The 13,501-nt window shown below is 59.6% G+C and carries 13 protein-coding genes; 10 read left to right on the top strand and 3 right to left on the bottom strand.

Going from position 1 to position 13,501, the window contains the following annotated elements:
• The first annotated feature begins 11 nt into the window (after positions 1–11).
• The 7 genes from N2601_RS13950 (at position 12) to N2601_RS13920 (ending at position 8,206) form a co-directional block, all read left to right on the top strand.
• A complete protein-coding gene (locus tag N2601_RS13950; RefSeq protein WP_104824375.1) occupies positions 12–1,328 on the top strand; it encodes an ABC transporter substrate-binding protein in 1,317 nt (438 codons plus the stop codon).
• Between the two features lie 146 nt (positions 1,329–1,474).
• The gene (locus tag N2601_RS13945; RefSeq protein ID WP_104824374.1) at positions 1,475–2,347 is read left to right on the top strand and encodes a carbohydrate ABC transporter permease; all 873 of its coding nucleotides are present in this window, start codon (positions 1,475–1,477) and stop codon (positions 2,345–2,347) included.
• A 1-nt stretch (position 2,348) separates the two neighbouring features.
• Positions 2,349–3,191 (top strand): carbohydrate ABC transporter permease, encoded by an 843-nt coding sequence (locus N2601_RS13940; RefSeq protein WP_104824373.1) that lies wholly within the window; start codon positions 2,349–2,351, stop codon positions 3,189–3,191.
• Positions 3,192–3,202: 11 nt separating this feature from the next.
• Entirely contained in the window at positions 3,203–4,201 is a 999-nt protein-coding gene (locus N2601_RS13935) for an ABC transporter ATP-binding protein (protein ID WP_104824372.1), read from the top strand.
• 146 nt (positions 4,202–4,347) lie between these two features.
• A complete protein-coding gene (locus N2601_RS13930; protein WP_104824371.1) occupies positions 4,348–5,829 on the top strand; it encodes a mannitol dehydrogenase family protein in 1,482 nt (493 codons plus the stop codon).
• Between the two features lie 98 nt (positions 5,830–5,927).
• Complete coding sequence (locus N2601_RS13925) at positions 5,928–6,602, top strand: HAD family hydrolase (RefSeq protein ID WP_104824370.1); 675 nt, start codon at positions 5,928–5,930, stop codon at positions 6,600–6,602.
• Positions 6,603–6,622: 20 nt separating this feature from the next.
• Positions 6,623–8,206 (top strand): FGGY-family carbohydrate kinase, encoded by a 1,584-nt coding sequence (locus N2601_RS13920; protein WP_104824369.1) that lies wholly within the window; start codon positions 6,623–6,625, stop codon positions 8,204–8,206.
• Positions 8,207–8,254: 48 nt separating this feature from the next.
• Here the strand turns inward: N2601_RS13920 and N2601_RS13915 are convergent, their stop codons facing one another.
• Positions 8,255–9,106: a MurR/RpiR family transcriptional regulator gene (locus tag N2601_RS13915; RefSeq protein ID WP_104824368.1), complete on the bottom strand. Its 852-nt coding sequence runs from the start codon at positions 9,104–9,106 to the stop codon at positions 8,255–8,257.
• Between the two features lie 255 nt (positions 9,107–9,361).
• On the opposite strand from N2601_RS13915, the gene N2601_RS13910 reads away from it, so the two are divergent.
• The gene (locus tag N2601_RS13910; protein WP_104824367.1) at positions 9,362–10,075 is read left to right on the top strand and encodes a sulfate transporter family protein; all 714 of its coding nucleotides are present in this window, start codon (positions 9,362–9,364) and stop codon (positions 10,073–10,075) included.
• A 28-nt stretch (positions 10,076–10,103) separates the two neighbouring features.
• On the opposite strand, the gene nth is transcribed toward N2601_RS13910, so the two are convergent.
• A complete protein-coding gene (nth, locus tag N2601_RS13905; protein WP_104825217.1) occupies positions 10,104–10,901 on the bottom strand; it encodes an endonuclease III in 798 nt (265 codons plus the stop codon).
• Here nth and N2601_RS13900 point away from each other — a divergent pair.
• Both N2601_RS13900 and N2601_RS13895 read left to right on the top strand, forming a co-directional pair.
• On the top strand, positions 10,900–11,403 hold the full coding sequence (locus N2601_RS13900; RefSeq protein ID WP_104824366.1) for a DUF2244 domain-containing protein: 504 nt from the start codon (positions 10,900–10,902) through the stop codon (positions 11,401–11,403). The genes nth and N2601_RS13900 overlap by 2 nt on opposite strands.
• 69 nt (positions 11,404–11,472) lie before the next feature.
• The gene (locus tag N2601_RS13895; RefSeq protein ID WP_104824365.1) at positions 11,473–12,345 is read left to right on the top strand and encodes a methylated-DNA--[protein]-cysteine S-methyltransferase; all 873 of its coding nucleotides are present in this window, start codon (positions 11,473–11,475) and stop codon (positions 12,343–12,345) included.
• Between the two features lie 37 nt (positions 12,346–12,382).
• On the opposite strand, the gene N2601_RS13890 is transcribed toward N2601_RS13895, so the two are convergent.
• The gene (locus N2601_RS13890; protein WP_104824364.1) at positions 12,383–13,372 is read right to left on the bottom strand and encodes a sugar-binding transcriptional regulator; all 990 of its coding nucleotides are present in this window, start codon (positions 13,370–13,372) and stop codon (positions 12,383–12,385) included.
• Positions 13,373–13,501: the final 129 nt, after the last annotated feature.

The raw sequence follows: 13,501 nt of genomic DNA, 5'->3' as shown, positions 1-13,501 counted from the left end.
GGGAGGAAGATATGAAATTGAAAACTTTCCTGCTGAGCGCATGCTCCGCACTGATGTTTGCTGGAATGGCGTCCGCCGAAACCCTCACGATCGCCACCGTGAACAATGGCGATATGGTTCGTATGCAGAAGCTTACGGACGATTTCAAAGCCAAAAACCCCGACATTGACCTGCAGTGGGTCACGCTCGAAGAAAACGTATTGCGCCAGAAGGTTACGACGGACATCGCTACCAAGGGCGGCCAATACGACGTGCTGACGATCGGCACCTACGAAGTGCCGATCTGGAGCAAGCTCGGCTGGCTCGCGCCGCTCGATAAGCTTGCTGCCGACAAGAACTACGACGTGGATGACCTTCTCCCGGCTATCCGCAGCGGCCTGACGGTAGACGGGAAGCTCTATGCTGCGCCGTTCTACGGTGAAAGCTCGATGGTGATGTACCGCAAGGACCTGTTCGACAAGGCCGGCTTGAAGATGCCGGATGCGCCGACTTGGGATTTCATAGCCGACGCAGCCCGCAAGATTACCGACAAGGACCATGAAGTCTACGGCATCTGCCTTCGCGGCAAGGCCGGCTGGGGCGAAAACATGGCATTCCTGACGGCGATGTCGAACTCGTTCGGCGCTCGCTGGTTCGACGAGAAATGGAAGGCACAGTTCGATCAGCCGGAATGGAAGGACACGCTGGACTTCTACGTCAAGCTGATGAAGGACGCTGGCCCTCCGGGCGCTTCGTCCAACGGCTTCAACGAAAACCTCTCGCTGTTCCAGACCGGCAAGTGCGGTATGTGGATCGATGCGACCGTCGCAGCTTCGTTCGTTGCCGACCCGAAGCAATCGAAGGTTGCCGACAAGGTTGGCTTCGCTCTGGCGCCGGACAAGGGCCTCGGCAAGCGCGGCAACTGGCTCTGGGCATGGAGCTTGGCGGTCCCTGCCTCTTCGAAGAAGACCGAAGCTGCCGAGAAGTTCATCTCCTGGGCAACCAGCAAGGATTACACCAACCTCGTTGCCCAGAAGGAAGGCTGGCTGAATGCACCTCCCGGTACCCGTGCCTCGCTCTATGCGAATGCGGACTATCAGAAGGCAGCACCTTTTGCGAAGATGACGCTGGACTCGATCAATGCGGCTGATCCGGCCCACCCGACCGTCAAGCCGGTCCCGTATGTCGGCGTCCAGTTTGTCGCTATTCCTGAGTTCCAGGGTATCGGCACCGCCGTCGGCCAGCAGTTCTCTGCTGCCCTTGCAGGTCAGATCCCCGTCGATCAGGCGCTCAAGGCCGCACAGCAACTGACCAGCCGTGAAATGACCAAGGCTGGTTATCCGAAATAAGAAACCTCCCAAGGGTATGGAGGAGAGCGGCTCGTAGCGCTCTCCTCCCTTAGGTCGCCGAGTGCCCGAATTGCTCTTCGGCGGCCTCTTTTATTTTAGCCGGTCCGCGGCCACTCTCCCTGCTAAAAGATAGGTCGGTACTTGCCATGGCAACGCTACACACCCGTTCTACCGCACGCGTCATGATGGCGCCCTCGGTTTTGCTTCTCTTCGCGTGGATGATCGTCCCCCTGGTCATGACGATCTATTTCTCGACGCTGAACTACAATCTCATGTCTCCCGGTGCGCATGACTTCATCGGGTTCTTGAATTACGAATATTTCGTCACCGATCCGGCCTTCTGGAATTCGCTGCTGGTAACGATCCTGCTCGTGGTCGGCGCGTTGATCATCACGGTGGTCGGCGGCATCGCTCTCGCGCTCCTTCTCGATCAGCCGATCTTCGGCCAAGGCATCGTGCGCATGCTGGTGCTCGCGCCCTTCTTCGTCATGCCGACGGTCGCCGCCCTTATTTGGAAACATATGTTCATGAACCCGGTGAACGGGCTTCTGGCGTATCTTTTCAAGCTCGTCGGGCTCGATCCGCTGACCTGGCTGGAGACGATTCCGCTGTTTTCGATCATCATCATCGTTGCCTGGCAGTGGTTGCCCTTCGCAACGCTCATCCTGCTGACTGCTTTGCAGTCGCTCGACGAAGAGCAGAAGGAAGCCGCCGAAATGGATGGTGCCGGCGCGGTGTCGAAGTTCATCTACATCATCCTGCCGCATCTGGCGCGTGCGATCACGGTCGTCATTCTCATCGAGACGATCTTCCTGCTTTCGGCCTTCGCCGAAATCCTGGTCACCACCAATGGCGGCCCGGGCACGGCAACGACCAACCTCACTTACCTGGTCTATTCGCAGCTCGTTCTGCAGCAAGACGTCGGCGGCGCGTCGGCGGGCGGCATCATTGCCGTCATCCTCGCCAATATCGTCGCGATCTTCCTGATGCGCGCAGTCGGCAAGAATCTGGAGGCTTAAGATGGCTCGTACTGTCTCAACCAAACATAAGGTGGTCGTATCCGTCGCCGCCTGGGTGGTCGCGATCCTGATCTTCTTCCCGATCCTCTGGACGTTCCTGACGAGCTTCAAGACGGAGGGCGACGCCATCGCCTCGCCTCCGCAATTCCTCTTCTTCCATTGGACGCTGGAGAATTATTTCGAGGTGCAATCGCGCTCGAACTATTTCCTCCACTTCGGCAACTCGGTGCTCATCGCCTTCGGTTCGACGATCCTTGGTCTGATCGTCGCCGTTCCGGCGGCCTGGGCCATGGCCTTTTCGCCGACCAAGCGCACCAAGGACGTGCTGATGTGGATGCTGTCCACCAAGATGATGCCGCCCGTCGGCGCCTTCATCCCGATCTATTTGCTGTTCCAGGCATTCGGTCTGCTCAACAATCAGTTCGCCAGCCGTCTCGGCATGGTCGTCGTACTGATGCTGATCAACCTGCCGATCATCGTGTGGATGCTCTATACCTACTTCAAGGAAATCCCCGGCGAGATCCTCGAAGCGGCCCGCATGGACGGCGCGTCGCTGGCCAAGGAGATCATCTATGTGCTGACGCCGATGGCGATCCCGGGCCTTGCCTCGACGATGCTTCTCAACATCATCCTCGCATGGAACGAGGCCTTCTGGACGCTGAATCTCTCCGCCGTGGACGCGGCGCCGCTCAGCACCTTCATCGCCTCCTATTCCAGCCCGGAAGGCTTGTTCTACGCCAAACTTTCGGCGGCATCGACCATGGCGATCGCCCCAATCCTGATCCTCGGCTGGTTTTCGCAAAAACAACTCGTTCGCGGCCTCACCTTTGGCGCGGTTAAGTAAGGAAGAGAAACATGGGTAGCATTGTCCTTAAGAAGGTTTCTAAGGTCTTCGGCGAAGCCAAGGTCATCCCTTCCATCGACCTCGAAATCAATAACGGCGAGTTCGTCGTGTTCGTCGGTCCCTCCGGTTGCGGCAAGTCTACGCTGCTGCGTCTGATCGCCGGCCTCGAGGATGTCTCAAGCGGCCAGATTATGATCGACGGCAAGGACGGCACCAATCTGGCGCCGGCCCAGCGCGGCCTCGCCATGGTGTTCCAATCCTACGCGCTCTATCCGCACATGAGCGTTCGCAAGAATATCGCCTTTCCGCTCAAGATGGCGAACCTGGCACAGGCGGAGATCGACAAGAAAGTGGCGGATGCGGCACGTGTTCTGAACCTGACGGACTATCTGGAACGCAAGCCGCGCCAGCTCTCAGGTGGCCAGCGCCAGCGCGTCGCCATCGGCCGTGCCATCGTACGTCAGCCCGCAGCCTTTCTGTTCGACGAGCCCTTGTCGAACCTCGATGCGGCATTGCGCGTCAACATGCGCCTCGAAATCAGCGAACTGCACAATCAGCTCAAGACGACAATGATCTACGTGACCCACGATCAGGTGGAGGCCATGACCATGGCCGACAAGATCGTCGTCCTGAACCGCGGCAATGTCGAACAGGTCGGTTCGCCGCTCGAGCTCTATCGTAACCCGCAGAACATCTTCGTTGCCGGCTTCATCGGCTCGCCGAAGATGAACTTCGTCACGGGCGCCTATGCCCAGAACCTCGGCGCCCACACGATCGGCGTCCGTCCGGAACACGTACTGCTGTCGACCACCGAGGGGGACTGGCAGGGCAGGGTGAACGTCGCCGAACATCTCGGCTCCGACACCTTCCTGCATATCGATGCCGATGGCATCGGCACCATCACGGCCCGCGGAACCGGCGATTTCCCGGCACGCGCCGGCGATACCGTTTATCTGACTCCCGACAAATCCCGCATCCACCGGTTCAACGATAGGGGGCAGTCGATCTAAATCGCGCGCCCTCGCCATGTCCGGCCTCACGCGGCATGGCGAATACTATTAGACCTGGGCCACATCAGATGGGCCCAGGCCATCCTAGCCGGATAAGGCATTCCCAATCCATCCGGAGCAGAAGACCTTTCAGAAGGACTTGAGACATGACGTGCAAATTATCGCTCGCAACCCTTCAGGAGGCGGCTGCAACGGCTGCCATCCCGGCCTATGATCCAAAGTCGCTGTCGGCGGGCATCGTTCATTTCGGCGTGGGCAATTTCCATCGCGCCCATCAGGCGGTCTACCTCGACGACCTTTTCAATGTCGGCCAGAACCACGATTGGGCGATCATCGGCGCCGGCGTCCTGCCTTCGGACGCCGCCATGCGCGAGAAGCTCGCGGCTCAGAATTTCCTGACGACGGTGGTCGAACAGGACAATAATCGCACCGCTGCGCGCGTAACCGCGCCGATGATCGACATTCTGCCGGTCGGCGACGCTGCGGTCATCATCGCCAAGCTTGCCGATCCTTCGATCCGCATCGTCTCGATGACGATCACCGAAGGCGGCTATTTCATCGACGCATCCGGCAAGTTCAATCCCGCCCATCCGGCCATCGTTGCCGACGGTCAGAATGCGGATGCGCCGAAGACGGTGTTCGGCCTGATCGTCGCCGGCCTCAAGGCCCGCCGTGCCGCCGGTCTGCAACCCTTTACCGTCATGTCCTGCGACAACATTCCCCACAATGGCGGTGTCACCAAAGCCGCCGTCGTCGGCACGGCGAAGCTTTCGGATCCCGCTTTTGCCGACTGGATCGCCGCCAACGTCGCCTTCCCGAACGGCATGGTCGACCGCATTACGCCCGCAACCGGCGCACGCGAGATCGATCTGCTCAAGGAATTCTTCGATATCGAGGACAACTGGCCGGTCTATTGCGAAGAGTTCAAGCAGTGGGTGCTGGAGGACAATTTTCCGGCAGGCCGTCCGGCGCTGGAAAAGGTCGGCGTTACTTTCGTGCCGGATGTTACGCCCTACGAGCATATGAAAATCCGCATCCTGAACGGCGGCCATGCGGCAATCGCCTATCCGGCGGCGCTGATGGACGTACATTTCGTGCACGAGGCCATGGAAGAGCCCTTGATCCGCGCTTACCTCGCCAAGCTCGAGAACGAAGAGATCATTCCCGTCATCCCGCCGGTGCCGAACACGGTGCTTGCCGATTATTTCAAGCTGATCGAGCGGCGCTTCTCCAATCCGAAGATTGCCGACACCATTCCGCGCTTGGCACAGGACGGTTCGAACCGGCAGCCGAAGTTCATCCTGCCGTCGACGGCCGATCGTTTGCGCCGCAAAGAGGATGTCGTGGGCCTGGCGCTGGTTTCGGCGCTGTGGTGCCGCTATTTCGCCGGCACCACCGACAGCGGCAAGGACATCGTTTTCAACGATGCCAGCGCCGACCGGCTACATGCCGCCGCGCTGAAGGCCAAGGACGACCCGGGCGCCTTCCTCGTCTTCGATGATATTTTCGGCGACGTCGCCAAATCGGATCTTTTCCGCAAGCGCTTTGCCCATGCATTAAAAACGCTGTGGGAAAAGGGGACCCGCGTTACCCTGCAGCTATACCTCGATAACAAACTCGCGGAATAACTGTCTATCGGCCGGGGCGTCCAAGTCCCGGCCGAATTTTTATGGCCAGGCCTGCGTTTGAAGAGGCGCGGCTCAACAGGGTTCGGGTTGGATCTGCGATGACTGGTGCGGAGAAGGGACTCGTAATCTTCGACTGCGATGGTGTGCTCGTCGACAGTGAACCGCTGTCCGTCAGCGTGCTCCTCCAGGCTATGCGTGATGTCGGCGTCGATATGAGCGAGGAGGACATCTACAGCCGCTTTCTCGGCAAGAGCCTCGCCACGCTCGTCGATACGCTGGAGACGGAGTTCGACGTCTTCATCGATCAGGATTTTCTCGATCGTATCCGCAATGACCTTTATGAACGCTTCCGGAACGAACTGAAGCCCATCGGCGGCATTGCCGAGACGCTGGACGCGCTGACCGTTCCGCGTTGCGTCGCCTCTTCCAGCCAGATAGAGCGCATCCGGTTGTCGCTCGGCGTTACCGGCCTGCTGGAGCGGCTGGAGCCGAATATTTTCAGCGCCAGCATGGTCAAGCGCGGCAAGCCGGCACCCGATCTCTTCCTCTATGCCGCCAAGCAGATGCAGGTCGCGCCGCAGGACTGTATCGTCATCGAAGACAGTCCGGCCGGGATCACGGCAGCGAGGGCGGCCGGCATGACGGTGTTCGCTTTCATCGGCGGCTCGCATGCTCATTCGCCGAGTTACCGGGCAGAACTGGAGCGGCTTTCCCCAGAAGTCGTGTTTGACGCAATGTCGGATTTGATACACCTTGTCCGCAATAAGCCATAAATGGACGGGGCCCATACTGAATGCGTGATCATGTGGTTGCGGTCGATATCGGCACTGGCAGCGCGCGCGCCGGCGTGTTCACATCCCGCGGTGCTCTGCTGGGTAAGGGCGAACATCCGATCATCATGAACCGCCCGCGTGAAAATCACGCCGAGCACGATTCTGAAAACATCTGGGCCGCTGTCTGCACAGCGGTGCGCGCCGCCGTTGCGGCCTCCGGCGTCGATATCTCCGTCATCGGCGCCATCGGCTTCGATGCCACCTGTTCGCTGGTGGTGCGCGACGCGGATGGCCAGCCGCTCACGATCTCGACCGGGGGCGAGGACCGGTTCGACACCATCGTCTGGCTCGATCACCGGGCGCTTGCCGAAGCGGATTTCTGCACGGCGACCAAGCATCAGGTTCTCGAACATACCGGTCACTTCATGTCGCCGGAAATGGAGATGCCGAAGCTGATGTGGCTGAAGCAAAATCTGCCGCAGAGCTGGGCAAGGGCCGGGTATTTCTTCGACCTCGCCGATTTCATGACCTGGAAGGCCACTGGTTCGCTTGCGCGCTCGCGCTGCACGCTGACGGCGAAATGGAATTATCTCGCGCACCGCGAACCCGGCTGGCAGACGGATTTCCTCAATGTGATCGGTCTTGGCGATCTGCGCGAACGCGGCAACCTGCCGGAAGAGACAACTCCGGTTGGGGAAAGCGTCGGCACGCTGACAGCGCAAGCGGCGGAGGCTTTGGGGCTCGACCGAGAATGTCATGTCGGCGCCGGCATGATCGATGCCTATGCGGGCGCGCTCGGCACGCTCGGCGGCCATGCCGGCGACCTCAACGCGCTGGAACACCAATTGGCGCTGATTGCCGGAACGTCGAGTTGCATCGTCTCTTTCTCGCGCGAACGCAAGCGCAGCACCGGCATGTGGGGCCCCTATTACGAAGCCGTGTTTCCGGACACCTGGCTGGTCGAAGCCGGGCAATCGGCGACCGGTGCGCTGCTCGATCATATCGTCGGCATGCATGCGGCCGGCGGCGAACCGACGGCGGCGCTGCACGACCGTATCGTGAGGCGCATCGCGGAGCTTCGCGCCGTCGAGGGCGATGCCTTTGGCGAGCGCATCCATGTGCTTCCGGATTTTCACGGCAACCGCTCGCCGCTTGCCGATCCGCATGCGGTCGGCGTCGTCAGCGGCCTGACGCTGGATGCATCCTTCGACGGCCTCTGCCGCCTCTATTGGCGCACCTGCGTCGGCGTCGCGCTCGGTCTCCGCCATATCCTCGAGAAAATGCATGACTACGGGTACGTGCCGGATACGCTGCATGTCGCCGGCGGCCACGTGAAGAATGCGGTTCTGATGGAACTTTATTCCGACATCACCGGCTGCAAGGTGGTCGTGCCGAAGATGAACGAGGCGGTGCTCTTGGGAACGGCGATCGCCGCTTCCGTCTCCTGCGGTCTTTACGACAGCCTCGCAACGGCCGGCGCGGCCATGTATCCCGGCGGTCACGAGCGCATGCCGGACAAGGGCAAGAAGACGCTTTATGATCGCGATTATCGGCGCTTTCTCGCGATGTATCGCCATCGCGCCGAGCTGGAGTCCATGGAATAAAAAACGCCGGAAGGACTTTCTGGCGTCCAAGCCATCGCTTGTCGACCATTATCGAAGGGGCGCGTGGGCAAACATGCCTTCCAGCTCTTCGATCCTGTGGATGCGGCTCTCCGCCTCTTCGCCGGCCGCATGAATGACGGCAACGGCCAGGAATTCCAACAGCGCCATCATTGCCGACAGGTTTTCGTGGTTGCCGGCGCGCAGCGGCGGCAGTGACAGCGTCATATTGGCGAATTCATGCGCCCATTCGGTATATTGGCTGGTGATCAGCAGCACCTTGTAGCCAGAGCGGCGGGCGGAGCGCGCAAGCAACCGCGAGGCGACGAAGCGAGGCGAATCGACGATCACCACCAATGCGTCGTTCGACTGATGGCCGAGCAGCTCGATATAGCTGCCATTGGAGCCGTCGAGGAACTGCACATGATCGCGTGCGAATGCGAGACGGTCGCAGAGATGGCGCCCGAGACTTGCGAGACTAAGATGCGCGGTGACGAAAACCTCGCTGGACGACAGGATCGTCGCGACCGCATCCAGCCAGTGCGGCTGGCTGGTGAGATTGTAGATATGCTGCAGCATCTCGACCTGCTCGGCGATCTGGCCGGCAATCGGGCGTCCCTCGTTGGCGTCCTTCTGCAACTGTTCCAGAACGTTCGGCAGTTGCAGCGTCACCGGGGTCACATTTTCCCGCAGGTGCACCTTGATGCCATCCAGGCCCTGATAGCCGAGCGACCGCAGAAAACGCCCGACAGTCATCGGGCTCAATTCCAGCCTGTCGGCGACGGAAGAGGCGGTTTCAAAGGGCAACTCGTTCAAGTGTTCGGAGAAATACTTGGCGATTCGACGCTCGGCGGGAGTGCCTGTTTTGATATATTGTCTAAGCTTCTGGCCAAGGTCTTCCAAATGTTGCGCCTCGCTGACGGTCTATCCTAAGCGTGATCGCGCCGAATGCGGAAACAATCGGAGTGCTTGCAGATTTTGGATGACCGCTAATCATGTTAGGTTGTTGTTTTTCATATGAAACCCACAATATATTAGTGCGTACTTGATTACAACAATTCAAATGGGTGAGGGTTATTACGCGGCCGGCGGGAATATATTGATATATCTGCAATTACTACTTACATATCCGGCCACGACTAACGGGATATCGGACGAATGATCATCCATGCCGCGCGTCTTTCCGTCGCCAATCTCTTTGCAGCCGAGACGCGCAAGGTTTTTTGGAAAGTCCTCGGGCTCACATTGCTGGCGCTTATCGCTCTCTGGTTTGCGCTGCGCAGCAGCTTCATCGCCTTCGTATTGCCGTGGTTACAAAGCGTCATGCCGCCCGTACCGGATTGGACGAGCTGGCTCACCTTTCTTCTCGCCGTTCTGGCGGGCCTTGTTTTGGCGCTAGGCTTGGCGTTGCTGATCTCACCGGTTACGGCACTGATCGCAGGGCTCTTTCTCGACGATGTCGCTGAGGTGGTGGAGAAGAGGGATTATCCGGCCGATGCGCCGGGAAAAGCGCTGCCATTTGTGCCGGCGATGAAGAGTTCGCTGAAATTCCTCGGCATCGTTGTCGTGGGCAACATCATCGCGCTGCTTCTGCTTTTCATTCCCGGCGTCAATCTCGTCGCCTTCTTCCTGGTCAACGGCTATTTGCTTGGCCGGGAGTTCTTCGAATTTGCCGCCATGCGCTTCCGGCCGCCGGAAGAGGCACGACGGTTTCGCAGCAAATATGCCTTCACCGTTTTCCTTGCCGGTCTGGTGATCGCCGCCTTCCTCGCCATTCCCCTGGTCAACCTTTTGACGCCGCTGTTTGCCGCGGGGATGATGGTGCACTTGCACAAGCTTCTTTCCCAGAAGGAAGCGGCTCGTCGCGGCTGAAAATTGCAGATATAGGACGATTGCAGCTCTAATCGGCGGCGCCGACCAGTTGCGGCGGTAGCTCTACTAATGGCGCTGGGATGTCCCAGGTCTTTTCCGGCGAGCGACAGAGATCGGCGATGACGCAGCGTTCGCATTCCGGCTTGCGCGCTTTGCAGACATAGCGCCCGTGCAGGATCAGCCAGTGATGCGCGTGGTAGAGGTATTTGTCAGGGATTACCTTCATCAGCCGCTGTTCGACCTCGTCCGGCGTCTTGCCAGGCGCAAGCCGCAGGCGATTGGCGATGCGGAAAATATGGGTGTCGACGGCGAGCGTTGCCTGGCCGAAGGCCATGGAGAGCACGACATTGGCGGTCTTGCGGCCGACGCCGGGCAGCGTCATCAGCTCTTCGCGCGTCTGCGGCACCTCGCCGTCGAAATCCCGGATCAATTTCTCCGACAATGCCACGACGTTCTTCGCCTTGTTGCGGTAGAGGCCGATCGTCTTGATGTAGTCGCGGATGCGATCTTCGCCGAGATCGAGCATCTTCTGTGGCGTATCGGCGACGGCAAAGAGAGCGCGGGTCGCCTTGTTGACGCCGACATCGGTTGCCTGCGCCGACAGCGCCACGGCAACCACCAGCGTGAAGGGATTGACATGCTCCAGTTCCCCCTTCGGCTCAGGCCGCTGGATGGAGAAACGACGAAAGATCTCGTCCAGATTTGCCTTGGAATAGGGGCTTTTAAAAGCCGGCTTGCGGCTTGCGGCCGCATTTGACTTTTTCATGGTTTGCGCGCTGGATTTGGTCTTGGGGTTTGCCATGAACGACCTATACTCAAGTCCTATGACCGAACGCAACGCCGATACTGACATCGATAGCAACAAGCCGGTCTTCGCCGCCGAATTGTTTCCTCACCGCTCCCTGGGGCGACGGGGATTCAAGGTGATGGTGACTCTGGCGGGAGCGTTCTGCCTGATCTATGGCATCTTGTTCGTCATCCGCGGCGCATGGCCTATCGGCGTCTTCTTCGGGGCGGATTTCACCCTGCTCTATGGCGCCTTCTGGCTGAATTACCGCTCTGGCAGGGTGCGGGAGGAGGTGACGGTGTCGCGCACCGACGTTTCGATCCGCAAATTCTCGCCCTCGGGCCGCATGGTCGAACACCGTTTCAATCCGTTCTGGACACGTTTCCTTGTCCGCCGGCACAGTGAAATCGGTGTTGTCTCGATGCATGTCCGCGATCGAAGCCATCACACCGATGTCGGCTCTTTTCTCAATCCGGAGGACCGGGAGAGCTTTGCGAAGGCTTTCAAACGCGCCCTCGCCACGGTGACGCAGCGGATATAGGCATCCAGGCAAGAAACGGGTGGTTTTACCCTTCTCTTCGTGGTGTTCTCCTTTTTAAGGAGAAAGATTATGAATGCTATCGCACAGTTGAAGACAGACATCACCCCGGAAGGGCCGGACTACGACACCGTCCGCCGGGTGATCGAGCTCATCACCGAGGACTATCGCGATCAGCCGTCATTGGAAACGATCGCCGAACGACTCGGACAATCGCCCACTCAATTGCAGAAGACCTTTACCCGTTGGGCCGGACTGTCGCCCAAGGCTTTCCTGCAGGCCGTGACGCTCGACCATGCCAAGCGGCTGCTGCGCGAGGAAGACCTGCCCTTGCTGGAAACCTCGTTCGAAGTGGGGCTTTCCGGGCCAAGCCGGCTGCACGATCTCTTCGTCACGCATGAGGCGATGTCACCCGGCGAATGGAAGGCGAAGGGCGGCGGGCTTATCATCCGCTACGGGTTCCATATCTCGCCCTTCGGCTTGGCGCTGATCATGGTCACAGACCGCGGTCTTGCCGGCCTTGCCTTTAGCGATTCCGGCGACGAGAAGGCTTGCCTGGAGGATATGACCTGCCGTTGGCCGAATGCGCAATATGCCGAGGACCTGCAGGCGACCATGCCTTATGCGGCGCGGATTTTCGAGCCATCGAAATGGTCGAGCGAACAGCCGCTGCGCGTCGTGCTGATCGGCACGGATTTCCAGGTGCGGGTCTGGGAAAGCCTGTTGAAGATCCCGATGGGCCGGGCAGTTACCTATTCCGATATCGCCAAAGACATCGGCCAGCCGACGGCGATGCGCGCGGTCGGCGCCGCCGTCGGCCGCAACCCCGTTTCTTTCGTCGTTCCCTGTCACCGCGCGCTCGGCAAGAACGGCGATCTCACCGGCTATCATTGGGGCCTGACGCGCAAGCGGGCTATGTTGGGCTGGGAAGCGGGGAAGGCTTGAGGGGCTCTGCCTTCTCCCGCCGGGGTGAGGGCAGGAGTCAAGCTGCCTTTGCCATCGCCATCTGCAACAGTTCCTTTGCGGCGCCTTCGTCCGTAATCAGGGTATTGCACCCGATGCGCTTGATAGTGGCGCGGATTGCAAGGGCGCGGTGTGCGCCGCCGGAAGACAGGACGATGTGCTTGGCCTTCTTTAGGGTGTCGAGATCGACCGACATGACGCGCTTGTTGATCGGATGATCGACGGAATTGCCCTCGGCATCGAGGAAATTGAACATGGTATCGCAGACGCAGCCCGCCTCGATCAACTGATCCAGCACCTGCTTCGAGATGAAGCCTTCCGACAGCGAGGTGGAACGGGGGCCGATATCGCCGCAACTGACGATGGCGAGATCGAGGCTTTCGGCCAGGCGGTAGATCGCCTCCAGACCGCATTTTTCAATCAGATTGCGCTTGGTCTCAATGGAATCGACCAAAAGCGGTGCCAGGAACATGTAGCATTCCGCGCCGAGTTGGCTCGCCAAACGCCAGGTATAGTCGATGGGATTGGTCTGCTGGACAGCGACGATGCCACCGAGCAGCGAAACCACTTTGCAATTGTCGCGGCGTGGCGGGCGAAAGCTTGCGAGCGAAGCCGTCATCGTCCGGCCCCAGCCGACGCCGATCGTATAATTGTCGGGAATCGCCTCGGTCAGGAACTGGCCGAGCGCCAGGCCAACGCTTTTTGCCTGCGCGTCGACGTCTCCGCCTGCAGGCGAGGGAACGACGATCGCCTCGTCCAGCCCATAGGCACGCTCCAGCTTGATCGCGAGTTCGACGCAATCGTCGATGCCTTCATTGATCCAGATCTGCACTTCGCTGCGGCGCATCGCCTCGTCCAGCAGACGGATCACAGTGGTGCGGCTGATGCCGAGCTGCTCGGCAACATCCTTCTGCGTCAGACCCTGATTGTAATAGAGCCAGGCAGCGCGCAGCCTCAGAGACGCCGTCTCGGAATAGGCGGTGTGTGTCCCACGTCTGAGTTTGGCCACAGGTCCTCCGGCAAGATTTCTGCACGCCCTTTTTGTTTTAATGATCGCAAACGACAAAGGTTGCGGCGATCGTGCATGACAGGGGCGAGCAAGATCAGCTTCTATTGCCGATATTCTATGGCTTGAAAC

Origin of the sequence: Rhizobium sp. CB3060 (genome assembly GCF_025200735.1) — a bacterium.
GTDB lineage: Bacteria > Pseudomonadota > Alphaproteobacteria > Rhizobiales > Rhizobiaceae > Rhizobium.
The sequence above is the reverse complement of the archived record's forward strand: the minus strand, read 5'-3'. Positions and strand labels throughout refer to the sequence as shown.